The sequence below is a fragment of the Shewanella halotolerans genome (assembly GCF_019457535.1).
Classification (GTDB): domain Bacteria; phylum Pseudomonadota; class Gammaproteobacteria; order Enterobacterales; family Shewanellaceae; genus Shewanella; species Shewanella halotolerans.
This window is the reverse complement of sequence record NZ_CP080417.1, coordinates 304,984-330,514: the sequence shown is the minus strand read 5'-3', so window position 1 is coordinate 330,514 and position 25,531 is coordinate 304,984. Positions and strand designations below refer to the sequence as shown.

19 protein-coding genes are annotated in these 25,531 nt (G+C 55.0%); 9 read left to right on the top strand and 10 right to left on the bottom strand.

All coding sequences use genetic code 11. The features are described from left to right. The first annotated feature begins 130 nt into the window (after positions 1 to 130). Positions 131 to 2,779 carry a sensor domain-containing diguanylate cyclase gene (locus K0H81_RS01585; RefSeq protein WP_220059659.1) on the top strand — a complete coding sequence of 883 codons (2,649 nt, stop codon included), beginning with the start codon at positions 131 to 133 and terminating at the stop codon, positions 2,777 to 2,779. A gap of 28 nt (positions 2,780 to 2,807) precedes the next feature. On the opposite strand, the gene rep is transcribed toward K0H81_RS01585, so the two are convergent. Continuing rightward, positions 2,808 to 4,820 (bottom strand): DNA helicase Rep, encoded by a 2,013-nt coding sequence (rep, locus tag K0H81_RS01580; RefSeq protein ID WP_144203838.1) that lies wholly within the window; start codon positions 4,818 to 4,820, stop codon positions 2,808 to 2,810. Between the two features lie 240 nt (positions 4,821 to 5,060). On the opposite strand from rep, the gene ubiK reads away from it, so the two are divergent. The 5 genes from ubiK (at position 5,061) to K0H81_RS01555 (ending at position 9,957) form a co-directional block, all read left to right on the top strand. Next, a complete protein-coding gene (ubiK, locus tag K0H81_RS01575; RefSeq protein WP_011864110.1) occupies positions 5,061 to 5,321 on the top strand; it encodes a ubiquinone biosynthesis accessory factor UbiK in 261 nt (86 codons plus the stop codon). 221 nt (positions 5,322 to 5,542) lie between these two features. After that, positions 5,543 to 6,895, top strand: coding sequence for a cell envelope integrity protein CreD (creD, locus tag K0H81_RS01570; RefSeq protein WP_220059658.1), 1,353 nt, complete (start codon positions 5,543 to 5,545; stop codon positions 6,893 to 6,895). 109 nt (positions 6,896 to 7,004) lie between these two features. Continuing rightward, positions 7,005 to 7,754 (top strand): phosphatase PAP2 family protein, encoded by a 750-nt coding sequence (locus K0H81_RS01565; protein WP_220059657.1) that lies wholly within the window; start codon positions 7,005 to 7,007, stop codon positions 7,752 to 7,754. A 106-nt stretch (positions 7,755 to 7,860) separates the two neighbouring features. Further along, positions 7,861 to 8,361 (top strand): Lrp/AsnC family transcriptional regulator, encoded by a 501-nt coding sequence (locus tag K0H81_RS01560; RefSeq protein WP_220059656.1) that lies wholly within the window; start codon positions 7,861 to 7,863, stop codon positions 8,359 to 8,361. A gap of 237 nt (positions 8,362 to 8,598) precedes the next feature. After that, a complete protein-coding gene (locus K0H81_RS01555; RefSeq protein WP_220059655.1) occupies positions 8,599 to 9,957 on the top strand; it encodes a sodium-dependent transporter in 1,359 nt (452 codons plus the stop codon). Between the two features lie 130 nt (positions 9,958 to 10,087). On the opposite strand, the gene K0H81_RS01550 is transcribed toward K0H81_RS01555, so the two are convergent. Further along, complete coding sequence (locus tag K0H81_RS01550) at positions 10,088 to 10,696, bottom strand: TetR/AcrR family transcriptional regulator (RefSeq protein WP_220059654.1); 609 nt, start codon at positions 10,694 to 10,696, stop codon at positions 10,088 to 10,090. A gap of 116 nt (positions 10,697 to 10,812) precedes the next feature. Here K0H81_RS01550 and K0H81_RS01545 point away from each other — a divergent pair, with 116 nt between their 5' ends. Further along, positions 10,813 to 11,949 (top strand): MBL fold metallo-hydrolase, encoded by a 1,137-nt coding sequence (locus K0H81_RS01545; RefSeq protein WP_258406355.1) that lies wholly within the window; start codon positions 10,813 to 10,815, stop codon positions 11,947 to 11,949. A 125-nt stretch (positions 11,950 to 12,074) separates the two neighbouring features. Beyond that, positions 12,075 to 13,982 (top strand): hypothetical protein, encoded by a 1,908-nt coding sequence (locus K0H81_RS01540; protein WP_220059653.1) that lies wholly within the window; start codon positions 12,075 to 12,077, stop codon positions 13,980 to 13,982. 89 nt (positions 13,983 to 14,071) lie between these two features. On the opposite strand, the gene K0H81_RS01535 is transcribed toward K0H81_RS01540, so the two are convergent. Then, complete coding sequence (locus tag K0H81_RS01535) at positions 14,072 to 14,542, bottom strand: Hsp20/alpha crystallin family protein (RefSeq protein ID WP_144203845.1); 471 nt, start codon at positions 14,540 to 14,542, stop codon at positions 14,072 to 14,074. A gap of 378 nt (positions 14,543 to 14,920) precedes the next feature. Here K0H81_RS01535 and K0H81_RS01530 point away from each other — a divergent pair, with 378 nt between their 5' ends. Next, complete coding sequence (locus tag K0H81_RS01530) at positions 14,921 to 15,337, top strand: hypothetical protein (RefSeq protein ID WP_144203846.1); 417 nt, start codon at positions 14,921 to 14,923, stop codon at positions 15,335 to 15,337. A gap of 80 nt (positions 15,338 to 15,417) precedes the next feature. Here the strand turns inward: K0H81_RS01530 and K0H81_RS01525 are convergent, their stop codons facing one another. From K0H81_RS01525 to ilvC, 7 genes are all read right to left on the bottom strand, one after another. After that, entirely contained in the window at positions 15,418 to 16,560 is a 1,143-nt protein-coding gene (locus tag K0H81_RS01525) for a pyridoxal-phosphate-dependent aminotransferase family protein (protein ID WP_220059652.1), read from the bottom strand. Positions 16,561 to 16,953: 393 nt separating this feature from the next. Then, positions 16,954 to 18,504 (bottom strand): threonine ammonia-lyase, biosynthetic, encoded by a 1,551-nt coding sequence (gene ilvA / locus K0H81_RS01520; protein WP_220043961.1) that lies wholly within the window; start codon positions 18,502 to 18,504, stop codon positions 16,954 to 16,956. A 1-nt stretch (position 18,505) separates the two neighbouring features. Beyond that, on the bottom strand, positions 18,506 to 20,356 hold the full coding sequence (ilvD, locus tag K0H81_RS01515; protein WP_220059651.1) for a dihydroxy-acid dehydratase: 1,851 nt from the start codon (positions 20,354 to 20,356) through the stop codon (positions 18,506 to 18,508). 112 nt (positions 20,357 to 20,468) lie between these two features. Continuing rightward, entirely contained in the window at positions 20,469 to 21,392 is a 924-nt protein-coding gene (locus tag K0H81_RS01510; RefSeq protein ID WP_220059650.1) for a branched-chain amino acid transaminase, read from the bottom strand. 26 nt (positions 21,393 to 21,418) lie between these two features. Next, positions 21,419 to 21,688: an acetolactate synthase 2 small subunit gene (ilvM, locus tag K0H81_RS01505; RefSeq protein WP_144203851.1), complete on the bottom strand. Its 270-nt coding sequence runs from the start codon at positions 21,686 to 21,688 to the stop codon at positions 21,419 to 21,421. Continuing rightward, positions 21,685 to 23,358: an acetolactate synthase 2 catalytic subunit gene (gene ilvG, locus K0H81_RS01500; RefSeq protein WP_220059649.1), complete on the bottom strand. Its 1,674-nt coding sequence runs from the start codon at positions 23,356 to 23,358 to the stop codon at positions 21,685 to 21,687. The genes ilvM and ilvG overlap by 4 nt, the downstream gene beginning before the upstream one ends. 508 nt (positions 23,359 to 23,866) lie before the next feature. Then, on the bottom strand, positions 23,867 to 25,348 hold the full coding sequence (ilvC, locus tag K0H81_RS01495; RefSeq protein ID WP_220059648.1) for a ketol-acid reductoisomerase: 1,482 nt from the start codon (positions 25,346 to 25,348) through the stop codon (positions 23,867 to 23,869). Between the last annotated feature and the right edge of the window lie 183 nt (positions 25,349 to 25,531).

Genomic DNA, 25,531 nt, shown 5'->3' with positions numbered 1-25,531 from the left:
AGCATATTTAAGGTGATATTAAGCTGACGACGTCAAAATAATGACTTGGTGGTGCTGCTTTTTTATGCTATCTATAACCATTACCCCAAATCCTAGCGAAAAAATATAACTACTTGTGATTGGCGGAACCATGTTTAGGGATAAAACAGACCAACATTCACCCCATGAAGTTGGGCGTTTATATAAAAGGATATCTCGCTTAAAGAGCCTAGCTCGGAAGTACAAGCGTTCTGAGATCGTCCAAAATACGCTATTGGATATCTCCAATCTTGCCGCTCGCGTCGAGCGCGCCGAAGACTTCTATGCTGGTATCCAAACCAATCTCAATCGCCTGCTCCCCGCAGACAACTTCTTCATCGCCATCCTCAACAGAGAAACCAACAAATTAGGCGTGCCTTTCTTCGTCGATGAGAAGGACCAGCACCCAAGCCAGCTTTACCCCAGCGAAGAGCTGTCTACCACACTCAACAGCGGCCTCACCGGCTATGTGCTGCGCAGCCAGCAGCCCCTGCTGTGTGATGACGATAAGTTTGAGCAGCTGCTCGCCAGCGGCGAGATCGTCAGTCGAGGCTCCAGCTGCCACCAATGGCTAGGGGTCCCAATTTTCAGCAGCGATCAGACCATAGGGGTGATCGCGGTGCAGAGCTACGATGCCAATATCACCTATGGCGAGATCGAAGTCGAGCTGATGACCTTCATCAGCCAGCATATCTCGGGCGTTATCGAGCGGGTGCAGTACCAACACAACCTCGAGGCCGCAATTGAGCACAGAACCAAAGAGCTGAGCGTCGCCTACGATAAGCTAAAGCAGGAGGTCACCGAACGACGCCGCGCGGAAAACCTGCAGAAATCGCTATTTGAAATCGCCGAGCTATCCAATGCGACCATAGACCACCAGAGCTTCTACCGCGAACTACACAGGGTGATCAGCCACCTGCTACCCGCCAACAACTGTTATATCGCCCTGCTTGAGGACAATGGCCGTGAGCTGCATTTTCCCTTTTATGTCTCTCAGCTCAACGTAGGCGCGCCGCAGAAGCGCCCTCTGGCCGATGGCCTGACAGAGTTTATTCTCAAGCATAAGCGCCCTTTGCTGCTCGATGGCAGCGACATCAAGGCATTAATTCAGGCTGGGCAGCTCTACGCCAAGGCGCCTCAGCTCAACTATGCCGAGACCATACATCAGTGGATAGGCGTGCCCCTGTTTATCCAGGGCATAGTCAAGGGCGCGCTCACCATCTACAGCTTTACCCCGTCGCAGACCTACCAGGAGAAAGATCTGGATCTGCTCACCTTCGTCTCGCAGCATATCGCCGCAGCGATCGAGCGTAAGCTGTCGGCAGAGTCCCTGAAACAGAGCTATGAACAGCTGGAAGAGAAAGTCGCCCAACGCACCCGCGCCCTGGCGATGCTCAACCAGGATCTCGAAAAGGAGATCGCTCAGCGCCGCAAGGTCGAGCAGCAGCTGGTACACGATGCTAGCCACGACACACTAACCGGCCTGCCCAATCGTGCCATGTTCATGGAGCGCCTAGCTCAAGCGGTAAAACATGTCCGGCGCCACGCCAGAGACAGATTTGCCCTGCTGTTTATCGACCTCGACCGCTTTAAGCTGATCAACGATACCCTGGGCCATCTGCAAGGCGACCGCTTTCTGATCGAAACCGCCCGTCGCCTCAACCTCTGCATCAGAAGTAATGACACCTTAGGGCGTATCGGCGGCGATGAGTTTGTGATCCTGCTAGACAGCATCAACACCAATAGTGACGCCATCGAGGTGGCCGAGCGCATCTTAGGCGAGCTGAGCGAGCCCTACCAGCTATCGAATCAGAGCTTCACCTCGGGCGCCAGTATCGGTATCGCCTTCAGCGGCCACAGCAGCGGCGACACCAGCGAGTCGCTGTTGAAGGATGCCGATGCAGCCATGTACCAGGCCAAGTCCAACGGCAAGGGCTGCTTCGTCATCTTCGATCACAGCACCAGCCATCAGCAGAGCCATGACATCACCCTGGAGATAGAGCTCAGGGAGGCGATCGCCAAGCAAGAGTTGGCGCTGCAATATTTCCCCGTGATGGCCTTGGCGACCCAGGAGGTTCTAGCCCTTGAACCAAGACTCTACTGGCAGCATGAGCAGCTGGGCAAGATCAAACAGGATCAGCTCAGCAATATCGCCGAGCACTGCAACCTGACCAAGGAGCTGGATCTCTACCTCTTCGACCAGCTCAACAGCGACTATGACAAGGTGATGCAGCAGGTCGATGGCAAGGTGCAGCTGCACATCAAACTCGCCAGTCAGCACCTCAAACATAAACATGCGGTGCGCAAGCTGAAGAATCGCATCAAGCAGAGCTACTACAAACCTGCCGATATCTGGGTATTCTTCAACGAGAAGGCCTTTGTCGCCGACAGCGACAGCCATATTCAGGCGTTCGACCTCTTGGCTAAGCAGGGCATCAACTTAGGCCTGTGCGCCTACGGTAGCGCCCACACGGCACTGAGCAGCCTCAGCTTCCTGCCCTTGAGTGGCCTGAAGCTAGACCCTAGCTATATCAGTCATCTGAATAATCCGCAGCAGAAACGCCTGCTTAAGGCGCATCAGCTGACCGCCTCGGCGCTCGAGCTGACGCTGTTTGTGGAAGGGGTTAAGACAGATCTACAGAGGCAGCAGCTGGTCAGCCTAGGCTTCGATCAGGGTCAGGGCCAGGCCCTGGGTGAATCTATCGATCCCAGCAAGCTGCCCGAGCCCAGAAAGCGCCCGAGCGGCTGCATCTCCGCCTAATCACATAGGTGAGCGCCGCCTTAGCAATTTACTTCTTAAGCATATCCCGTATGTTGGCGATGTTCGCCCGGCCGGACTGCACTCTTTGCTGCTCGGACTGAGGCGGTTTGCGGTTTTCCCAAATCAAGTCGTCTTGGGGTAGCTCCATCAGGAAGCGGCTGGGCTCACAGCGCATCACCTCGCCAAACTGGCGCCGCTCACGGCAGATCATGAACCACAGCTCCCTCTGCGCCCGGGTGATCCCCACATAGGCTAGGCGGCGCTCCTCCTCGACGTTGTCTTCATCTATGCTGGTCTGGTGCGGCAAGATGCGCTCCTCCACCCCCACCATAAAGACATAGGGAAACTCCAGGCCCTTAGAGGCATGCAGCGTCATCAGTTGCACCTGATCGCCAGCCTCGTCCTCGCTGTTACGCTCCATCATGTCTCTCAGGGTCAGACGGGTCACCACTTCCGGCAACGTCATCCCTTCGTCCAGTTCATCACCCTCTAACATCTCGGTCACCCAGCGATAGAGCTCGGAGATATTCTTCATCCGCATCTCGGCGGCCTTGGCACTGGTACTGGTCTCGTACAGATAATCTTCGTAGTTGATGTGGCGGATCAGCTGCTTCACCGCCTCAACCGGTTCGCCGCGGGTCGCGGCCTCGCCGGTATCGACGATAAACTTACCAAACTGATACAGGGCTGACATGGCCGCTGGCGGCAGATGGTGATTCAGCTCGCTCTGGAATATCGCCTCAAACATGGAGATATGCTGCTCGTTGGCATAGTTACCCAGGCGCTCAAGGGTTGCAGGGCCGATGCCGCGTTTGGGCAGGTTAACCACCCGCAGAAAGGCGTTATCATCGTCGGGGTTTACCACCAAACGCAGGTAGGCCATGATGTCTTTAATCTCGGCGCGGCCGAAGAAAGAGGTGCCGCCGCTGAGCTTATAGGGGATGCGGTTGGTCATCAGCGCACGCTCCAGCAGGCGCGACTGATGGTTGCCCCGATAGAGGATGGCATAGTCGCCAAACTGGGTCTTACCGACAAACTTGTGGCGGATCATCTCGGCCACCACACGCTCGGCCTCCTGCTCCTCGTTGGCGGCAATCAGCACCCGCAGCGGCTCACCATAGGCCAGCTCGCTGAACAGCGACTTGTCGTAGACGTGGGGGTTATTGGCAATCAATATGTTGGCCGCCCGCAAAATACGCTGACTGGAGCGGTAGTTCTGTTCGAGCTTAATCAACTTAAGATTGGGAAAGTCCTTTCCCAAAAGCACCAGGTTTTGCGGCTTGGCCCCACGCCAGGAGTAGATAGATTGATCGTCATCCCCCACCACGGTGAAGCGGGCGCGCTCGCCCACCAGCAGTTTAACCAACTCATACTGGCTGGTGTTGGTATCCTGATACTCATCCACCAGCAGGTATTGGATCCGTTTCTGCCAGCGCTCGCGTACCTCCTGCTTGTGCCGCAGCAGCAGGGTGGGCAACAGGATAAGATCGTCGAAATCCAGCGCGTTATAGGCCTTCATATGCTGAGCATATCGCTGGTAGAGCAAGGCAAATAACTGTGACTGCTCGTCTCTGGCGGTTTTGATGGCGCCGTCCGGCGTCATCAGGTCGCCCTTCCAGTTGGAGATGGCCGTCATCAGCATGCGCAGCAGATCTTTATCGCCGTCAAACTCCTTCTCGGTCAGCTCTTTCAGCAGCGCCAGGGTATCCTGGTCGTCAAACAGGGAGAAGCCAGGCTTAAGGCCGACCACCTTATATTCGCGCTTGATGATCTCTAGCCCCAGGGTATGGAAGGTCGAGATCCACAGCCCTCTGGCCTCCTTGCGTCCCATCGACTGGGCCACACGCTCCTTCATCTCCCGCGCCGCCTTATTGGTAAAGGTCACAGCGGCGATGTTGCGCGCCTGATAACCACACTTCTGTACCAGATAGGCAATCTTATTGATGATCACACGCGTCTTACCACTGCCCGCGCCGGCTAGCACCAGACAGGGACCAGAGACATAGTGTACAGCATCATTTTGACCGGGATTGAGCTTCATTGACTAACGGCTACCAACTAGAGAATTCGTGAGATCGGCCAGGGATCATACCAGAATCTTCGCCATAGCTCAGACAAAAATATCCAGGCTTTGCCTTGAGCTTAACCGCAGGTAACCAGCCTGCCTCAGACGTGAGCCTGCCCTCAACCTGGTGTCAGACAACCGGTTTTTAGTTGTCATCCCAGTAGGCTTAGGTACAATTCAGGCATAGCATTAAACGGCCAATGGCGGACAGAAAAGATGATTAACCCCAAAAAGATCGAAGAAGTAGCTAAGCAGCTAAGCGATAACCTCCCCAGCGGGCTTAAGCAGTTTGCCGGCGAATTTGAAGAGAAGAGCAAACAGGTACTGCAAAACCAGCTGATGAAGCTAGATCTTGTCTCGCGCGAAGAGTTCGATGTGCAACAACACGTGCTGTTGAAGACTCGCGAGAAACTCGAAGCCCTGCAGGCGCAGGTCGATGCCCTGGAAGCCAAACTCAGACAGCAAGACGAGGCTTAAGCCGCACTAAGCCCTGTAAGCGTCGTCCATCCATGAAAAAGAGCGCTAGGCGCTCTTTTTTGTTACCTATTTTGCTCTCTTCTTTTGCTCACCTTTCACCTCTTACAACATCTGCAATTGCCCCCGTTTTGCCACAATTGGTCATCGCTATGCCAGCCTGTGTGGCGCGACTTGTGGTGTAATGGCGTAATACACCCAGACCGTCATTGAGAGGGATTTTTATGTTAAGTCGGTTACCCCTGGCCAACAGCCCACTGAGCAAGAAACTGATCTTCATCGCCATCCTTACCCTGGTAGCGATGATCCCCTTGGGTCTCATCGAGAGCCTCACCTCAGACAGGCAGCATCTGTACCACGGCGTGGTCAACGAGATAGGCCGCTCCTGGGGCGAGCAGCAGACCATTGCCGGACCTGCGCTGGTGATCCCCTACACCTATGAGGTGGTTCAGGAGAGCATCAGCGACACAGGTAAGATGACCAAGGCCAGGCACACCTACGACAGCGAACTCGTGGTGTTGCCGGAGCAGCTCAACCTCGCCGTCTCCCTCAAACACAGCTTCCTCTCCCGCGGCATCTTCCGCTCTCTGGTCTATCAGTCTCAGGTCACAGGCTCGGCGCTGTTTCGCCTCGAAGCTTACACCTTACCCAACCTGGTCAGCCTGCATCCCGACCAGGCCAGACTAGTGTTTGGCATCTCCGCCAACCAGGCCATCGACAAGATCAACCGTTTCTCCGCCAAGGCCGACCAGCAAGCGGCCGCGCCGCAAAGGCTCATGCCCGGCACCAGACTGGAGCAGCTCAGGGGTCTCAACCGTGGCTTTCATCAATTGATCGCCCTGAGTCCCGACAGTGAGCAACTCACGGTCAACTTCGATATCAGCCTGAGGGGCTCTCAAGGGGTCTCAGTGCTGCCCATAGGACAGCAGACAGAGGTCATCCTGTCGGCGGACTGGCCGCATCCAAGCTTTCACGGCCTGCTACCGACCGAGCGACAGATCACCGCCCAGGGCTTCAGCGCCCAATGGGACGTGAGCCACCTGACCCGCAACTACCCTCAGGTCTTTGCCAAGACCCAGGAGGTCAATCTGCAGGAGATCGCAGCCCAGGCCACCCTGTTTGAACCCGTGACCCACTACGGCAAGATAGAGCGTGCGGTCAAATATGGTCTGCTGTTTATCATGCTCACCAGCATAATGCTGCTGATCTTCGAGCTGGGGCAACAACAGGTCTTGAACTCGATTCAGTACCTGCTGGTCGCCAGCGCCATGGCGCTCTTCTATCTGCTGTTGCTCTCCCTGTCGGAGCATATCAGCTTCGGTTATGCCTACCTGCTGGCGGCATCTGTACCACTACTGTCTGTCTCGGCCTATATTGCCAGCGTGACCGCCAGCCGCAGGCGCGGCGCCTTCATGGCCATCATCTTGCTGGCGCTCTACAGCGTGCTCTACTCCATCCTGAAGTTGGAAGATTATGCGCTGCTGATGGGATCTGGCCTGCTGATGATGGTGCTGCTGATCCTCATGTATCTGACCCGTCATCAGGTCGAGATGCCATCAACCCCGCAGCAAGAGTAAATAACACCTCAGGTAGCGCTGGCCAGACTAGCCAGCGCCGCCTAAGCGGGTTAGCCTAGCGCTTTTCAATAACCGTATTTTTCAAACAGGAAGTTTTAAAAGCACACCTATGAGATCGAATCCTCCCGCCAATCCCTATTTTTCAGTAGTGCTACTCTGGAGCGGTCTGACGCTGATCCCCGCCGCGATCTACTTAGGCGGACTAAGCCTGTTTCCCTGGCTCGAGCTCAGTTCCCTCAATGCACTGCTACTCTACGGCCTAACCAGCTCGGGCACGGCGCCCTATGGCGTACTTACCGTACTGACCCTGCTGTTCGCCTGCTATTGGTTGCTGCCACGCAAACAGCTTGCGTCACTGCTGTTTAGCGTCGGCCTCGCCATGGGGCTCAGCCTGGGGCTAAATCACTTTCTCAAGCCTTATTTCGGCCATCCCAGACCCAATGTGCAATTCTTGGCAGAGAACCAAGGGCTCTCGCTTAGTGGCTTTTATCAGGCCAGTCAGCCGACGCGACGGGCATTGATGGCACAGGAGGTTGCCAAGCTATCACAGGAGACCAAGCTATCCCTCTCCCCCAAGATAGCTCAGCACTGGCAAGATGAGGTGGGCTACTCTTTTCCCTCGGGCCACACCCTGTTTGCGGTGACCCTCGCCCTAGTCGTCAGCTATTTTTTGTTGGCGGCGCAAAGGTTTTTATTCGCCGCTCTGTTATGCTTATGGGCGCTGGCCATGGGGTTTAGCCGCATGTTACTGGGCATGCACTGGCCTCAAGATGTCTTGGCGGCAACCTTGCTCGGCGGCCTTATCGCCCTGCTCGCCTTGCTGATCACCGAGAAATGGCGCTTCATTAAGCAAGGCTAATGCCTAACTGGGCTAACGTTTTACTGAGCTAATGTTTGACTGAGCTAATGTTTTACTGAAACAGTATTTTACTTCCACAAGGGTTTACTCTTACCCGGCGACTGACATGACAAGACTACAACTCGACAAGACCGACATTCAGATCCTCAAGTTACTCCAGGCCCAGGGGCGCATGGCCAATCAAGATCTGGCTGCAAGCGTCGGCCTGTCGCCCTCCCCTTGCTCACGCCGGGTCAAGGCGATGGAGGAGGCGGGCATCATCGCCGGTTACGCCGCCTTAGTCGATGCCCCCTACTTTCAGTTAACCCTGACCGCCTACGTGCAGGTGCGCCTGGAAAAACATACCCAAGCGATACTCGATGCGTTCGAGCAGGCCATCGACGGCTATGACGAGGTACTCGAATGCGCCCTGCTGACAGGCAGCGACGCCGATTACCAGCTCAAGGTCTTGGTCAGAGACATGGATGCCTTCAAACACTTCCTGCTGGAGAAGCTCACCAGCAATCCACATATCGCAGGCATACGCTCAAGCTTCGTCCTCAAACAGGTCAAGAGCCGCACCGCCATTCCCCTGCCTGAACTCGGCACTCAAGAGGATAAAGCTTGATAAATCACACAGATTCTCATTTTTTTGGCCGCGCAATCCTATCGCGTCGACGCCTGCCTCAATGCGACCATCGCAATAATTTCGCCAATAAAGCCTAGTGGCGAAATTAGTTTCCAATAAATAGCCATATGACGCGATAACAACAAAGACTTAACCTTGAACTGCGCCATTTCCCACCCTTGACCAACTATAATAAAGGACTATGATGCGCCCTCTTTAACACTGAGGTAGGGATAGATGAGCGCAAAAGATTTAGGGCATTTCAGCTCACGCATAGGCTTTATCATGGCGGCGGCAGGTTCGGCCGTCGGCGTCGGTAACATCTGGGGATTTCCCACTCAGGCGGCAACCCATGGTGGCGGCGCCTTCCTCTTGGTGTATCTGGTGCTCATCTTCCTGCTGGGTTACCCCATGCTGGTCGCCGAACTCATGATTGGCCGCCACGGCCAGACCAACCCTGCCGATGCCATGGCCAAGCTGGGCAGCAACAAGCTAAGTCGCAACCTGGGCAAGACCATAGGCTTCGCCTCCATCATTACCGCCACCCTGATCTGCACCTTCTACAGCATCCTATCTGGCTGGTTTGTCAGCTTCACCCTGGCGCCGATGGCCAGGCTAGTGGGAATGCAAGATATTGCCCTCTGGCTAACCAGTTTCTCGCTGGAGCGTAATCTGCTCTTTACCCTAATCTTTATCCTCATGGTGGTCTTAGTGATCCGCCAGGGGGTACAGAAGGGGATCGAAGCCTGGTCTAAGCGACTGATGCCGCTGCTGTTGGCAATCTTGATATTGGGCGTGGCCTATATTCTGACTCAACCCGGTGCGAGCCAGGGGCTTAACGCCCTGCTGGTGCCAGATTTCGGCCGCATTTGGGAACCTCAGGTGCTCATAGGCGCCTTGGGCCAGACCTTCTTCTCACTCACCGTAGGTACAGGCGCCATGATGGTCTACGGCGCCTACCTGAATCGGCAGGAAAACCTGGCCAAGCTGACCGCCTACGTCACCCTGACCGACACCAGCGTCGCCTTCCTCGCCGCCCTGATGATCATTCCCGCCATGTATGTAGCCCAGCATAACGGCGTTCAGATCTTCGCCGCCGATGGCAGCCTGCTCAATGCCGATACCTTGGTGTTCACCGTACTGCCGGCGCTGTTCGATAGCTTGGGCGGCTTAGCTGGGCAGGCGATCGCCATCGTCTTCTTCATCCTGATGACCATAGCTGGACTGACATCGGCCATCTCGATTGTCGAGGTGCCCACCAGCTATATGGTAGAGAAGACAGAGATTCAGCGTCACAGCGCCACCTATCTGGTGGGCAGTGGTATCGCCCTGCTGGCGACTATCATGGTGTTTAATTTCGATGCCTTGTTCGGGTTAGTGATCACCCTGACCACGGAGCGCGCCCAGCCCTTTATCGCCCTAGGCATAGCCCTGTACACTGGCTGGATATGGCATAGAAACAGCCTGCTCAAGGCGATCGCAGCCCAGGAAGGCTCCAAGCTCGACGGCCTCTTCTGGCGCATCTGGCCTCTGTACGTTAAATATGTTTGCCCAGTGCTGATCCTCGCCATCATATTGCAGCTGCTGACCGCCTGAGGCTTAGTGATTATCTCGGTCTGAGGTGAGCATAAAAGGTCGGTCTAAAGCTCAGATACACAAAAGCCTAGTCATAGGAATATGACTAGGCTTTCTATTTGGGCAAAGACCAATGGCTGGGGAGCCAGCCTTAGGTGTATTGCTTGATGATCATCTCGACCACGGTTTGGGTGATCTCATCGAGCTTGGTCTGGCTCGGCAGCGGCTCCCCCTGGATAAGCTGGGGCCAGAAGCAGTAGGCCTTGATCACCGCGGTAAACTGAACCACCAAGATCTCGCTATCCTTGGCCTTTAACGCACCGGCGGCGATCGCCTGATTGAACCAGTTCGCCAGTGGCGACTCCTGCTTACTAAACTCCGACATGGCATCTTGAATCAGCTCTGGCTTATGGATCGCCTCGGCAATAATCACCCTGGCCGTATCGATAAACCCCTTAGCACTTAACAGCTTAATCTCGTGTTGCACCAATTGGGTCAACTGTGAGGCCAGACTCTCCTCGGCGCTGAAGGGTAGAGATTCGAAGGCGCACAGCATCTCCATCATCTCGAGCATGATGGCACTAAACAACGCCTCTTTGCTGGGGAAATGGTTGTACACGGTGCGCTTGGACACATCGGCACGTTTGGCAATGTCATCCATACTCGCCAGGCTAAATCCCTTATTTTGAAACTCCACACTGGCTGCCTCGACGATGGCCGCGCGTTTCAGCTCCGAGCGAGTTAATTTTTTCTCTATCATTTTAAATAACTTATTAGGTTTACCTTGGCGAATTGCAATTATTTTACACTTGTTAGTTTACTTTTTAAACTAAGATTATGTAAACTACACTGACTAGTTTACATTTGGTAATTGCAATGAAACGCAAATATCTCATCTCACTTGGCATCATACTCGGAGGCGGCATGCTGACATCTAACCTAATCAACTCCTCTTCGGCGCCGCAAGCCCTGGCCTCAGGAGATCAACTTGCCAGCAGAGAGTCTGCCGCACACCACAGGTCAGATGGCGGCTTTCAAAATACCGCCGCCAATCTCACCGAGAACAGCGGCATGGGCGCCATCCTGATGCGTTACCTGACCGAGACGCGAGTCGATGCCAGCCCTTCGAAGGCAATCCCCTTGATGCCACTGACCCACGACGGCATCGCCGCGCTGCCTGACGCTCAGGACAGCGTGATCCGCCTGGGCCACTCGAGCATCTTACTCAAGATAGCGGGCCAAACCTGGTTGATCGATCCCGTTTTTAGCAACCGTGCTTCGCCCTTTAGCTTTATCGGCCCTAAACGCTTCCATCAACCACCGATCGCCCTCGAGCAGCTTCCCGAAATCGACGGCGTGTTGATTAGCCACGACCATTACGATCACCTGGACGAGGCCAGCATCAAGCGGCTCCACCACAAGGTGAAGCGATTCATCGTCCCTCTGGGTGTGGAGCAACATCTGCTTCGCTGGGGCGTCGCCAAAGATAAGGTGCAGCCGCTAGATTGGTGGCAGAGCGTAACGCTGGGCGAGCTCAGCATCACGGTAACGCCAACCCAGCACTTTTCCGGCCGGGGACTTTGGGACAAAAATCAGACCCTCTGGGCCAGCTATGTCATTCAATCTGACAGGAGCAAGCTGTTCTTCAGCGGTGACTCGGGCTACTTCGACGGCTTCAAGGCCATAGGCGAACGGTTCGGCCCCTTCGACCTCACCATGATAGAGACGGGCGCCTATGACAAAGACTGGCCCAGCATCCATATGACGCCGGAGCAGAGCCTGCAGGCCCATCTGGATCTGGGCGGACGTCAGATGATGCCGATCCACAACGGCACCTTCGACCTGGCCTTTCACAGCTGGTACGAGCCGCTGGAGCGCATCGCCGCCCTAGCCGCCGATGCAAACACACAGCTCATCACGCCAATCGTGGGACAGGTACTGGATATTCACAACACACCCGATAGCGTCGCCTGGTGGCGGGAGGAACAGCTCAACTTAGCACTAAACGAATAATCTTCTGCCCTTGAGGCTCACCACTCGCTTGGCATCAAGGACCGGTTTTTCCTCTGCGATTCGAGATGCTAGAATGGCGACAATAAAAATTTAACCATCAAAATTGTTTTAGGGATTGAAACATAGTGAAAAAATTTTTTGTCGCCATCATTCTATTTGTGGCCTTTATCCTCTATTGGCAGACGCGTGACAGTTCGATCATCGTCCCTACTCAAGCAGTCGATACACCCAATGCCCCTACCGATAAATCCGCTAATGTGGCACCTGACACTGCAAACGGTTCAAAAGCAATCGCTGAGCTAAATTACGCCGATTGCCGTAATACCCTTCAATCTGCCAAGGATCTCAAGCAAAAATGGGCCGGAGAGCAAGATTGGGATCAACGACTCGAACAAGATTACTCCATAGACGACATTACCCTGGCTATGGCTCACTATCTCAATGCAAACTTTGCCGGCAGCTGGCGAGCCAAACAGCTCAAACATAATTCTCAGCTTAACCAGATTAATCGCAGCCTCGGCGAGCAGGTAAAGGCGCTGATACCTGACTTGCCGAGTTTCGTTCGCGTAGAAAAAGCTGTTCCGCAGCCACAACTCACAAACATAGCTGAGTTAACCCAACAAGAGGCACTAGCCCTGCTTGAATCCACAGAGATTTCAATCGATGATCTAAATTGGCTGCTGAAACAAGAGAGCTTACCTCAAACCCTCTTGCTACAAGCACTCAATCAAATCGAAGATGTCAACGCTTTGCTCGGCTACGGTATTACACAGGATGAAACCTTACATCTAATCGATACCGCAGCCTTTCATGGTCGCAACCAAGTGGTCTCTGCCCTACTAAACAAAGGTAGCCAACTGACTAATGATCCCTATCTGGGCACGACGATGGAATATGCCCTTGCAGGCCTCGACTATCGATTCCGAATGAACAAACTCAACGATGATGAAGTCTTTAAGCACCAGATAAAGATCATCAGACTCCTGCAGTCACAGGGGAGCCCGGCAAACTTCATCTCGAACACAGAACAGAGTGTTAAAGGATTCTTCCCAAGGCACTTTTACAGTTTCGACGCCCAGCAAATCGCATTCCTACAGCAAACTCACGATTTAGCCTTGGCTCAAATCCTCCCCAAGCAAGGGCTAAAGCTAGATAAACAGAGCGCCTTAATGCAAGCTCTTGAGAAAGAACTCGCAGAGCAGCTAACAACTATTGCTTCAGAGTCCGAGCGCAACCAATGCAAGAAAATTGTGGCTCGAGTCGATCAAGAGTGGCAACCTCGGGATCTCAACTTTTTCACCACTAAGCTCACTGAAGAGGGGAAAACTGTTACCAGAGAAACCCTCAATGAAATCGATCCTATCCTAGCAGACTGTTCTTCAAAGGTTGCACCAAATACACTTGGGGTAAGTTACCTTCACGATAGAGAGTTGGAAGATAAGGTCTACGGGTTCGCTCGTAAGAATAAGATCTCTGAAGCCATAAGCGTGTTAGAGGAGGCTCAGCTTAATGAAGCGGAATATCGCCATTTCTTCTATCAACTGCTAGGTTACGACCCCACTTATTTTGTACCTTTACAGACCAGTCGCCTGCATCAGGAAAGGCTCTCTTATTCGCTGTTATACGACGTCACCAAGAGTAAAATGGTCGACGTTATTGCGCAGGGTATAGATATCGACGAGCTCGATTATTCAGGTAAGAACCTGCTCGACATAGCGATTACAAAAGAAGATCTTCAACTGCTTAATTATCTCATCTCGCAGCACATTCTTTACCCCGAAAGAGTGGTTGGACGGGATCCTTTATATCTCTTGTTAGACACGAGTGATCATAGGTTCAATCCGGATCAACTCATGACCTATTTACCGCTTATCATGTCACTCGAACCGCCAATTCAGCCAGCACATATCAGGTTAATGGCGCTTTTACGGTTAAAATACACAAAATTGTATGCTGACATGACCGAGCTATACCCCCAATTAATCGCACCGGAAGACACGCAACTACCACCGGCAATCTGCTTATATTATTAACCCTGCGTAAAACAGTGAAAAGGCGCCCAACCGGGCGCCTTTGATTCACATTCGATTGACTTGCTATAGCTGTTAACTCACCTCACTTGCTACTCATGAAAGTCGACTTTCACCTTCTTAGCATCTTGCTGCAACTCGGCAGGTTTTGGCACATGAATGGCGAGCACGCCCTTCTTGTACTTGGCGGTGATCTGGTCGGCATCGATGTTGAAGCCTAATGGGATCTGCCGCTGGAACGAGCCAAATGAGCGCTCTCTCAGGTGATAGCCTTTCTCGTCTTTCTCCTGCTCATGACGCTTCTCACCGCTGATGGTGAGGTAATTACCGCGGATGTCGACGTCGATGTCCTTCTCTTCCATATCGGGCAATTCAGCCTTGATCTCGACATATTCGGCACATTCTTTGACATCAATGGCAGGCATCACGCCCAGCTCGGTGCGAGTGTTAGGCCAAGTGGTTAACCAGTCTTTAGCAAAGTCATCGAATACATTGTCTAGCCGCGAATGCAGAGCGGTTCGCGGATCATCTTTATGAAAGATTGAGGGGAAGAAAGATCGCATAACAAGCTCCTTTGTTGGTTGAATCTCCAAAAGGCAAGATTCAGAGGATTTACGAACAGCCCGAAGCGCAAGCCCTCCGGGCTCCTTACTTTAATTTTAGTCCCTTAGTCCCACATTTTACGAACCGCAAGGCACAATCTAGCGCGAGGTTAATCCAGATCAAATCAAGGTGAAAAATTCCAGATCTTGGCAGTGTTCAGGCACAGAATATGCCCTTGTGGCCATGTAAAAACGCCTACTGAGCAAGGCAAAACAAAGGCAATATTATTATGAGGTTATAGCGGTTTTAACTGCGCCTGAGTCGGCCACATTTTTAAAGACAGCGGGGAGAGACTTAGGTATGCTCTGAACGACACTATCTATCGAAAGGAATCGTTCATGGACACTGCATCCATCGACAGCGCGCCAGCGCCGACACCAACAACACAGGCGCCTGCCCAAGCTAGCCCACAAGTGCCCGCTATGGAGCAAGAGTTTAAACACTCGGGCCTGGGCATCGCCGCCTTTATCCTGAGTATCATCGCAACCCTGTTAATCTTCGGCATAGTCACAGTGGCTGGGGTCATGGAGGCAACCACACCCGGTGGCATAGATGAGACATCTCCCGAGGCGATCGTCGTCGGCATGCTGATCTTTGCCTTCATCGGTCTGGCCTTGGTGGCCCTGGGGCTGGGAATTGGCGGCCTGGTGCAGAAACAACGCAAGAAGATCTTCGCCATACTGGGCACCATTTTCTCCTCGGTCGCCATTCTGGCCACCCTGGCACTCATCGGCTATGGCACCACGATAGACTAAATCAAAGGCTTTCCCTCTAAACAGGGAGGCGATAACAACAAAAAAGGGGCCTAAGCCCCTTTTTTAGATTTGCAGCTGGTTTAACGCAGCACTTCCTCTAACGCTCTTAGGCATAGGGCGACATTCTCGCGCCGCGCCCCGAAGCCCATCAGGCCGATACGCCAGGCCTTACCGGCCAGGGCGCCCAGACCGGCACCTATCTCCAGGTTATAGTTTTCGAGCAGTTGCTTACGCACCGCGCCATCGTCTACTCCCTCAGGAATATAAACTGCGTTGAGCTGTGGCAGACGCGAGCCCTCCGCAACCACAAACTCTAAACCTAAGTTTTCTAAGCCGTCACGCAGCAAGCCATGCATAACCTGATGGCGCGCCCAAGCGTTTTCCAGCCCCTCTTCGGCCAGCAGGCGTAACGACTCATGCAAGGCATACAGGGCATTGACCGGCGCCGTATGGTGATAGCTACGCTTACCGCCCGCCCCCTGATCGCCACTCCAGTAACCCATTACCAGGCTCTGATCCAGGAACCAGCTCGGCACCGGCGTCTTACGCGCCTTGAGCTTTTCTACCGCCGCCGGTGAGAAAGAGACAGGCGAGAGGCCCGGCACACAGGAGAGGCACTTCTGGCTACCCGAGTAGATGGCATCTATGCCCCACTCATCAACCTTGAGCTCCAGGCCACCGAGGGAAGTCACCGCATCGACAATCGACAGACAATCATGGGCTTTGGCCAGCTCACACAAGCCCTTAGCATCCGACAGCGCCCCGGTTGAGGTCTCGGCATGCACGAAGGCGAGAAACTTGGCATCGGGATGGGCCTTAAGCGCCGCCTCGACATCGCTCAGTGATACCGGCGTGCCCCACTCGTTGTCCACCACCACGGCAATCGCGCCGACACGCTCGACATTCTGGCGCATACGCTCGCCAAATACGCCGTTACGGCAGACGATCACCTTCTCGCCCGGCTCAACCAGGTTGACGAAACAGGTTTCCATACCGGCGCTGCCTGGGGCTGATACCGCCAGCGTCATAGCATTTTCGGTCTGGAACGCATATTGGATCAGTGCTTTAAGCTCATCCATCATGCCGACAAACAGGGGATCCAGGTGGCCTATGGTCGGCCTTGCCTGCGCCGCCAAAACCTCGGGATAGACATCCGACGGGCCCGGGCCCATCAAGACTCGGCGTGGGGGATTAAAAGGGGTAACTTTGGGTGCTGCTAACATCTCATATCCTCTATCAAGCCTTAGCTTGAGAAGTTAGGGTTAAGGCTAACTGTCGTTTTGTTTTGATGACGAACGCTTTACGCCCCATCATCACCCTACGGATGAACAGTTACTTTCGTGCCATAATACCAATCGTAGTAAATAACTGATCATGCTAGCTTGTTAAAACGTCCGATAACGGCGTTACTATTTTTGATTGTAGAATAACTACTTATCGAAAAATTCTGCCTTGTTCTCGACCGTTTTTCCTGTGCTATTTCTGATCACTTACTTACCGTGATTGGTATAACTGGCATCTTATTGCTTTGAATCTGTTGCAAGATAACATAAAAAAAGGCGCCATCGCGCCCCTTTAACATTAAAGTTTGTCTCCGCTCGCGAAAGCAAAAAACATTAGTCGCGATTATCCAAAAACAGCTTATAGGCCGGGCTCTGGGTCTCTTCTTGATAGACGAAGCCCAGCTCGGTAAGAAACTGCTGGAAGGCGACGCTATCGCTCTCGGGCACCTCGAAACCGGCCAGCACCCGGCCATAGGCGGCACCATGGTTGCGGTAGTGAAACAGGCTGATGTTCCACTTGCTGCGCAGGGTGGTGAGAAACTTAAACAGGGCGCCGGGATGCTCGGGAAACTCGAAGCTAAACAGACGCTCCTGCAGCGGCTCTGGCGGCAGGCCGCCGACCATGTAGCGCACGTGCAGCTTGGCCGTCTCGTCGTGAGACAAATCCTGCACCTCGAAGCCATCGCCCTCGAGCCGCGCCACTATCTCGTCCAGCTCCGCCTGGCCATGAGACAGGCGAATACCGGCAAACACCACCGCCTTTTCACGGCTGGAAAAGCGGTAGTTAAACTCTGTCATGGCGCGCTTTTCCAGCAGCTCACAGAAGCGCAGGAAGATTCCCGGACGCTCCGGCACTTTCACCGCCAGAATCGCCTCCTTCTGTTCACCCAGTTCGCAGCGCTCGGACACATAACGCAGGCTATGGAAGTTGACGTTGGCGCCGCTGAGAATCGCCGCCACCTTCTGCCCCTTGCCCTCGTCGCCGATATATTTCTTTAGCCCCGCCAGAGAGAGCGCGCCCGCCGGTTCGGCGATGGCGCGGGTGTCCTCGAAGATATCTTTGACCGCGGCGCAGATCTCATCTGAGGTTACTGTCACCACCTGATCCACATACTCGCGGGCCAACCTGAAAGGCTCGGCGCCTATCTGCTTCACCGCCACGCCGTCGGCAAACAGGCCCACCTGAGACAGCACCACCCGCTCGTCGGCTTCCAGTGCCGCCTTGAGGCAGGCAGAGTCTTCTGGCTCGACGCCGATGATCTTCACCTGGGGCATCACCGCCTTATAATATGCCGCGATACCGGCGATCAGGCCGCCACCGCCCACGGGCACAAACACCACCTCGAGATCCCGCTGCTGTTGCAGCATCTCCTGGGCAACCGTGCCTTGCCCGGCGATCACCGCCTCATCGTCAAACGGCGCCACATAGATACGCCCCTCATCGCGGGCGAGCTGCTGAGCATGCTCGTTGGCCATGTCAAAGGACTGACCGTGCAGCACCACAGTGCCGCCGAGGCGACGCACCGCATCCACTTTGATATCCGGCGTGGTCTGGGGCATGACGATAACCGCACTGACACCACGCGCTGAGGCCGACATGGCGACCCCCTGGGCATGGTTACCGGCCGAGGCGCACACCACCCCACGTTGACACTCCTCCTGACTCAGCTCGGCGATGCGATTGTAGGCGCCGCGCAGCTTAAAGGAGTGTACCGGCTGCATATCTTCACGCTTGAGAAATACCTGACACCCGAGGCGCGCCGACAGCTTATTAAGGCTGGAAAGCGGCGTCACCTTGGCGACATCATAAACCGACGACAGCAAGATCTTCTGCAGATAATAGTGGGCGAGATCCAGCTGAGACTGAGAGGCAAGGGCCAACATACTAATCCTCCAGCTTACTGACGTCGCGCACCGCGCCCTTATCGGCACTGGTGGCGAGCATGGCATAGGCTTTCAGCGCCAGCGATACGCTGCGCTCACGATTAACCGGCTTCCAGGCCTGCTTGCCACGGGCCTGCATGGCCTGGCGACGGGTCTCAAGCTCTTCTTCGCTCACTGCCAAAGTGATTGACCTTGCAGGAATATCGATCTCGATGCGATCGCCGGTTTCCACTAGAGCAATGGTGCCACCGGCTGCCGCCTCGGGCGACACATGGCCGATAGACAGTCCTGAGGTACCACCAGAGAAACGACCATCAGTTATAAGCGCACAAGAGGTGCCCAGCCCCTTAGATTTAAGGTAACTGGTGGGATAGAGCATCTCCTGCATACCCGGGCCCCCTTTAGGGCCTTCGTAACGGATCACGACCACATCACCGGCAACCACCTCGCCACCTAAGATGCCGGCCACGGCGTCGTCCTGGCTCTCATACACGCGGGCATGGCCGACGAAGATATGGTTAGCCTCATCGACCCCGGCAGTCTTGACGATACAACCATCGGCCGCGATGTTCCCCGACAGGACCGCCAGGCCGCCCTCCTGGCTGAAGGCAAATTCTCGGGTGCGGATACAGCCCTCTTGGCGATCCACATCTAGGCTCGGCCAGCGACAGCTCTGGCTGAAGGCCTTAGTGGTGGGGATGCCGGCAGGGCCGGCGGCATAAAACTGCTGCACCGCCGCATCCTGGGTCTGAACCAGGTCATACTGGGCCAGCACCGCCTTGAGGTTCTCGCCGGCCACATGGCTGACATCCGTATGCAGCAGGCCTGCTCTGTCCAGCTCACCTAAGATGCCCATCACGCCACCGGCGCGGTGCACATCTTCCATATGATATTTAGGGGTCGACGGCGCCACCTTACACAGATGTGGCACCTGGCGGGACAGGCGGTCGATATCGGCCATGGTAAAATCTACCTTGGCCTCCTGGGCCGCGGCCAAAAGGTGCAATACGGTATTGGAAGAGCCGCCCATGGCGATATCCAGTGCCATGGCATTCTCGAATGCCTTGAAGCTGGCAATATTGCGTGGCAGCACCGACTCGTCATCATCGCGGTAGTAGCGATTCGCCAGCGCCATCACTCGGCGACCGGCCTCTAAGAAGAGCTCACGGCGGTCACTGTGGGTCGCCAGCAGCGAGCCATTGCCCGGCAGCGACAAGCCTAAGGCCTCGGTCAGGCAGTTCATCGAGTTGGCGGTAAACATGCCCGAGCAGGAGCCACAAGTTGGGCAGGCGCTACGCTCTATCTTCTCGCTGTCTTCGTCCGAGACGCGATCGTCGGCCGCCGCCACCATGGCATCCACCAGATCCAGTTTTATCAGCTTGTCCGACAGCTTGGTCTTACCCGCCTCCATGGGGCCGCCGGAGACAAACACCACGGGGATGTTGAGCCGCAGCGCCGCCATCAGCATGCCAGGGGTGATCTTGTCACAGTTGGAGATACACACCAGGGCATCGGCGCAGTGGGCATTGACCATATACTCGACGCTGTCGGCGATCAGCTCCCGCGATGGCAGGGAGTAGAGCATGCCACCATGGCCCATGGCGATGCCATCATCCACGGCGATAGTATTGAATTCTTTGGCGATACCGCCCGCCTCTTCGATGGTACCAGCCACCAGCGAGCCCATATCCTTGAGGTGCACGTGTCCCGGAACAAACTGGGTAAAGGAGTTGGCAATGGCGACAATCGGCTTACCAAAATCGCTGTCTTTTACCCCGGTCGCCCGCCAGAGGGCACGGGCTCCGGCCATGTTGCGCCCTTGAGTACTGGTAGCTGAACGTAGTTTTGCCATGACACTTTCCTTCTGTTGCGTTGGCGGCCTGGCCACCAGAGCTAAATTGGAGCCTCGACGGCAGATCCACCGCCGAGGTTTTAATCTTATCTTAATTGCTGTGGTTTGCGCCTTAAAGCGGCTCTAACCAGCCCCACTTATCCTGGGTCTCACCATTAAACAGGCCGAAGAAGCTCGCCTGCAAGGCCTGGGTTACCGGGCCGCGGCCACCGGCACCCACCTCGATACGATCGACGCTGCGTACCGGCACTATCTCGGCGGCGGTTCCCGTCATAAAGATCTCGTCTGCCAGATAGAGAAACTCACGCGACATAGGCTCTTCGACCACCTCATACCCCAAGTCTCTCGCTAGGGTAATGATGGTATCTCGGGTGATCCCCAGCAGGATGGCCGCGGTAGCTGGCGGGGTATAGAGCTTGTTCTTTTTGACCACAAACAGGTTGGCACCGGCACCTTCGCTCACCAGGCCGTTGACATCCAGCGCGATCCCCTCATCGAAGCCGTTACGCTTGGCCTCGGTAGAGATCTGTAATGAGGAGAGATAGTTACCGCCCGCCTTGGCACCGGTAGGAATGGTATTCGGCGCTAGACGGTTCCAGGAGGTCACGGCCACATCGACGCCGCGCTCCATGCTTCCCTCACCCAGGTAGGCGCCCCAGGGGAAAGCGGCCACCATGAGATCGCACTGCGCATCCTTAGGCGGGGTGATCCCCATGCCTACGTCGCCGAAAAACACCAAGGGACGAATGTAGGCCGCGTCGAGTTTGTTGCTCTTTACTATGTCGCGGCAGGCCTGCATGGTCTGCTCGAAACGATAGGGCACAGGCATGCGATAGATCTTGGCCGAGTCATACAGGCGCTGCACATGGTCGGTTAGGCGAAATCCCGCCGGTCCCTGTGGCGTGTCGTAGACGCGGATCCCCTCGAACACCGAGGTGCCGTAATGCAAGGCGTGCGACATCACGTGTACCTTGGCATCCCCCCAAGGCATGATCTCTCCATTAAACCAAATCAACTCTGCTGTTTTTGCGGCCATCTTCTCTCACCTATCTGTTTCGCGTCTTAGGCGCTTGCGTGTTGGGGGTATCTTGTCGCGGCGGGCTTGGCTGAAAGGACCTCGCACTCGGTGACATCGATCAATTTATTCAGCTGATGGCTCAGAAGCTCGAGCGCGCGCTCGCTCTCCACCACCATGCCGAGCCGGGTGGTACCATTGTCACCCAGGTGCATATCCATCTCGGTGACCTTAAATCCACGGTGACGTGTGACTCGCAGGACACGTTCTACCACCTCGGGTTGCTGGGCTAGGGTTAAGGCTAGGTTATAGATCATGTCTGCTTCTCCATCTCATCCATCATGTCGCGGTTACTGGCGCCGGGCGGCACCAAAGGCCAAACGTTGTGGGCCTCGTCGATTCTTACGTGCAGTAAGAAGGGCCCCTTTGCATCGAGCATCTCATCGAGCGCCGACTCCACCTCACCCGCCTGGGTGATGGTGCGCCCCGGGATGTCGAAGGCCGAGGCCATGGTGACAAAGTCCGGGTTGTCGGAAAGGTCTGTCTCGCTGAAACGTTCTTCGAAAAACAGCTGTTGCCACTGCTTCACCATCCCCAGTTTCTGGTTATCGATCAGCAGGATCTTGAGCGGGATCTGACGTCGCTTGATGGTGGTCAGCTCCTGTACATTCATCATGAAAGAACCATCGCCGGAGACGGCCACCACACAGGCGTCGGGTCTGGCAACCTTGGCACCGATCGCCGCCGGCAAACCAAACCCCATGGTGCCCAGGCCTGCGCTGGAGAGATGATCTTCCGGGCGTCTGAACCACATATGCTGGGCGACCCACATCTGATGCTGACCCACGTCGCAGGCCACCACGCTGTCCTCGGGCAATTTAGCCGCCAGACTGTTGAGCAGCTTAGGCGCGAAGATCAGTTCACCGGGTCTGTCATAGCTCCAGGCATGCTGGGCTTTCAATGTGGCCACCTCGGTAAGCCAAGGGGCTATCTCCAGCGGCTGCGCCAACGCAGGCAAGATCTCACGCAGATCCCCGGCGATGGCCACATCCGGGCGTCTAAGCTTACCTAGCTCGGCGATATCGATATCCAGGTGCACCACCTTGGCATGCTCGGCGAAGCTGGCCAGACGGCCGGTGACCCTGTCGTCGAAACGGGCGCCGACCACCAGCAGCAGGTCGCACTCCTGCACCGCCAGGTTGGCCGCCTTACCGCCGTGCATGCCCAACATGCCAAGATAACCCGGATGGTCATGGGCGATGCTGCCGAGACCCTTAAGGGTCGCGACCGAGGGCATGCCGCTCTGTTTGATAAAGTCCCGCAGCTGCTCGACCGCGCCCGCCATACCGACACCGCCGCCCACGTAGAGCATGGGGCGCTGTGCCTGAGCAATCAGATTCTTAGCAGACTCGAGCAGGCTAGGGTCGACTTGGGGTTCAGGCTGTATCGCCTGGAGTGGCGCCTTGTAGTCCAGCTGGGCGATCTGGATATCTTTGGGTATGTCCACCAGCACAGGGCCAGGGCGGCCGGAGGCGGCAATTTCGAAGGCGCGGTACAGGGTAGGCACCAGCTCCTCGACATCTGTCACCATGAAGCTGTGTTTGGTACAGGAGAGCGACATGCCCAGCACGTCGATCTCCTGAAACGCATCTGTGCCGATCACCGCAGTAGACACCTGGCCCGTGATGGCCACCAGGGGCACAGAATCGAGCAGGGCATCGGCCAGGGCGGTCACCAGGTTGGTCGCCCCTGGGCCCGAGGTGGCGAAGCAGACACCCGTCTTGCCGCTGGCTCTGGCATACCCTACGGCGGCGAAGGCGGCGCCCTGTTCATGACGACTGAGCAGATGTTCAACCGGCGCACCGACCAGGGCATCGTAGATGGGCATGATGGCGCCACCTGGATAACCAAATACCGTGGTCACGCCGTGCGCGGCCAATGCCTTGATGACGGCGTCTGCGCCTCTGATCTTCTGCCCTTGTTCCATCTGCCCTATCCTGCGTAATTAAGTGTTTTTCTGGGTTAAGCAAGTCATGAGTGCTAAAAACAAAAAACCCCCGGTCCTTTCGGAGCGGGGGTTCTTGTTGCAATCTTGACCTGATTAGGTGTGTCGACGCGCCATGCGATGCCCCCGCTGTGATTTAATAATCACTACGGTAATAATCTCAATAATGAGGAGGGCAGCTTGGTTAAACATGGTGTTTTTCAGTTTCCTAATCTTTGTTTGCTTAAATTCTGTATCTCGGTCAACTCAATTTAGCCGACCTTTTAATCAATACCACAAAGCCAACGAATAACACAACCAAAACCTGCGACTATCTGTAAAAAGCCTGTTCACAGGCGTCTCGGGCAGCGCTAGCAAGCCAATCAAGACCAGATATTTCCCTACTCATGTGACTCTTGGGTTTGACTCTTGGGCCGACTCAATTTTTCTATTTCGAAACTGAGAAAGCTCGGCCCAACCACTAAACAACCGTGGATTAATATATTGATAATTAAGCTTCTTCTACGATGCGCTTCATCTCGGTCATGTAACCGCGAAGCTCGGCACCTATGTACTCAACCGCGGTGTGACGGATAGCATCGTTCACCTCGATCAGACGCAGGTTATCGACGCCGTTGCCACTGTCTTTCAGGCCGCCGCCCAGGTACTCGGGAGACATCTGATTCACATAGTCACGCAGCAATGGTACGGCCGCATGGTTAAACAGGTAACAGCCATATTCGGCGGTATCTGAGATCACCACGTTCATCTCGTAAAGACGCTTACGGGCGATGGTATTGGCGATAAGCGGTGTCTCATGCAGCGACTCATAGTAGGCCGACTCTTCGACGATACCGGCCGATACCATGGTATCGAAGGCCAGTTCCACACCCGCCTTGATCATGGCGACCAGGAAGATCCCCTTATCGAAATAGGTCTGCTCGTCGATCGCCTCATCACATGTTGGGGCATTCTCGAAGCCAGTTTCGTTGGTCTCGGCGCGCCATTTAAGCAAGTTGGCATCGTCGTTAGCCCAGTCTTCCATCATGGTCTTAGAGAACTCACCGCTGATGATGTCGTCCATGTGCTTCTCAAACAGTGGTTGCAGAATCGCTTTGAGCTCCTCGGCCATCTCGAATGCCTTGATCTTGGCAGGGTTTGAGAGGCGATCCATCATGTGAGTGATACCACCATGCTTAAGCGCTTCGGTAGTGGTCTCCCAACCTTGCTGAATTAGCTTGGCGGCGTAGCCAGGCTCGATACCGTCGGCCACCATCTTCTCATAGCCCAGGATGGCACCGGTCTGCAGCATGCCACACAAGATGGTCTGCTCGCCCATCAGATCCGACTTCACCTCGGCGATGAAAGAGGAGTGCAGCACGCCAGCGCGATCGCCACCGGTAGCGCTGGCATAGGCCTTGGCCACTTCCAGGCCATCGCCCTTAGGATCGTTTTCTGGGTGTACGGCGATCAGGGTTGGTACGCCGAAACCACGCTTGTACTCTTCGCGCACCTCGGTACCCGGACACTTAGGCGCCACCATGATGACGGTGATGTCGGGACGCACCTGCATGCCCTCTTCCACTATGTTGAAACCGTGAGAATAAGAGAGTACCGCGCCCTGCTTCATCAACGGCATCACGGCATTCACCGCATCCGTGTGTTGCTTGTCGGGCGTCAGGTTAAGCACCAGATCCGCATCAGGGATCAGCTCTTCAAAGGTACCAACACGGAAACCGTTGCCGGTGGCTTTCTGGTAGGAAGGACGTTTCTCGGCAATCGCCTGCTCACGCAGGGCAAAAGAGATATTCAGGCCAGAATCGCGCATGTTGAGGCCCTGGTTAAGGCCTTGGGCACCACAGCCCAGGATGACGATATTCCAGCCCTTAATATAGTCACAGCCTTGGCTAAATTCGCTGCGGTCCATAAAACGACATTGGCCAAGTTGCTCTAATTGTTGGCGTAAATTCAGAGAGTTAAAATAATTAGCCATCAGATTCCCTACCTTTAAACGAAACCGTTGAAAATGGGCTCAACCGCCTTGGCCAAGCTGTGAATGAGATCAACTATAGCCCATGTCTTTTATTGCTTAAAATGATATATTCGAAACGTCATATTGCATTTTTTGCAATATAAGAAGGACCGGTCTCACTCTCGAATCAAGCTAAAAAGTAAG

What these genes read in the sequence shown, in the direction of transcription:
- K0H81_RS01585 (WP_220059659.1), top strand. Translation starts at nt 131, where the DNA reads ATGTTTAGGGATAAAACAGACCAACATTCACCCCATGAAGTTGGGCGT.
- rep (WP_144203838.1), bottom strand. Translation starts at nt 4,820, where the DNA reads ATGAAGCTCAATCCCGGTCAAAATGATGCTGTACACTATGTCTCTGGT.
- ubiK (WP_011864110.1), top strand. Translation starts at nt 5,061, where the DNA reads ATGATTAACCCCAAAAAGATCGAAGAAGTAGCTAAGCAGCTAAGCGAT.
- creD (WP_220059658.1), top strand. Translation starts at nt 5,543, where the DNA reads ATGTTAAGTCGGTTACCCCTGGCCAACAGCCCACTGAGCAAGAAACTG.
- K0H81_RS01565 (WP_220059657.1), top strand. Translation starts at nt 7,005, where the DNA reads ATGAGATCGAATCCTCCCGCCAATCCCTATTTTTCAGTAGTGCTACTC.
- K0H81_RS01560 (WP_220059656.1), top strand. Translation starts at nt 7,861, where the DNA reads ATGACAAGACTACAACTCGACAAGACCGACATTCAGATCCTCAAGTTA.
- K0H81_RS01555 (WP_220059655.1), top strand. Translation starts at nt 8,599, where the DNA reads ATGAGCGCAAAAGATTTAGGGCATTTCAGCTCACGCATAGGCTTTATC.
- K0H81_RS01550 (WP_220059654.1), bottom strand. Translation starts at nt 10,696, where the DNA reads ATGATAGAGAAAAAATTAACTCGCTCGGAGCTGAAACGCGCGGCCATC.
- K0H81_RS01545 (WP_258406355.1), top strand. Translation starts at nt 10,813, where the DNA reads ATGAAACGCAAATATCTCATCTCACTTGGCATCATACTCGGAGGCGGC.
- K0H81_RS01535 (WP_144203845.1), bottom strand. Translation starts at nt 14,542, where the DNA reads ATGCGATCTTTCTTCCCCTCAATCTTTCATAAAGATGATCCGCGAACC.
- K0H81_RS01530 (WP_144203846.1), top strand. Translation starts at nt 14,921, where the DNA reads ATGGACACTGCATCCATCGACAGCGCGCCAGCGCCGACACCAACAACA.
- K0H81_RS01525 (WP_220059652.1), bottom strand. Translation starts at nt 16,560, where the DNA reads ATGTTAGCAGCACCCAAAGTTACCCCTTTTAATCCCCCACGCCGAGTC.
- ilvA (WP_220043961.1), bottom strand. Translation starts at nt 18,504, where the DNA reads ATGTTGGCCCTTGCCTCTCAGTCTCAGCTGGATCTCGCCCACTATTAT.
- ilvD (WP_220059651.1), bottom strand. Translation starts at nt 20,356, where the DNA reads ATGGCAAAACTACGTTCAGCTACCAGTACTCAAGGGCGCAACATGGCC.
- K0H81_RS01510 (WP_220059650.1), bottom strand. Translation starts at nt 21,392, where the DNA reads ATGGCCGCAAAAACAGCAGAGTTGATTTGGTTTAATGGAGAGATCATG.
- ilvM (WP_144203851.1), bottom strand. Translation starts at nt 21,688, where the DNA reads ATGATCTATAACCTAGCCTTAACCCTAGCCCAGCAACCCGAGGTGGTA.
- ilvG (WP_220059649.1), bottom strand. Translation starts at nt 23,358, where the DNA reads ATGGAACAAGGGCAGAAGATCAGAGGCGCAGACGCCGTCATCAAGGCA.
- ilvC (WP_220059648.1), bottom strand. Translation starts at nt 25,348, where the DNA reads ATGGCTAATTATTTTAACTCTCTGAATTTACGCCAACAATTAGAGCAA.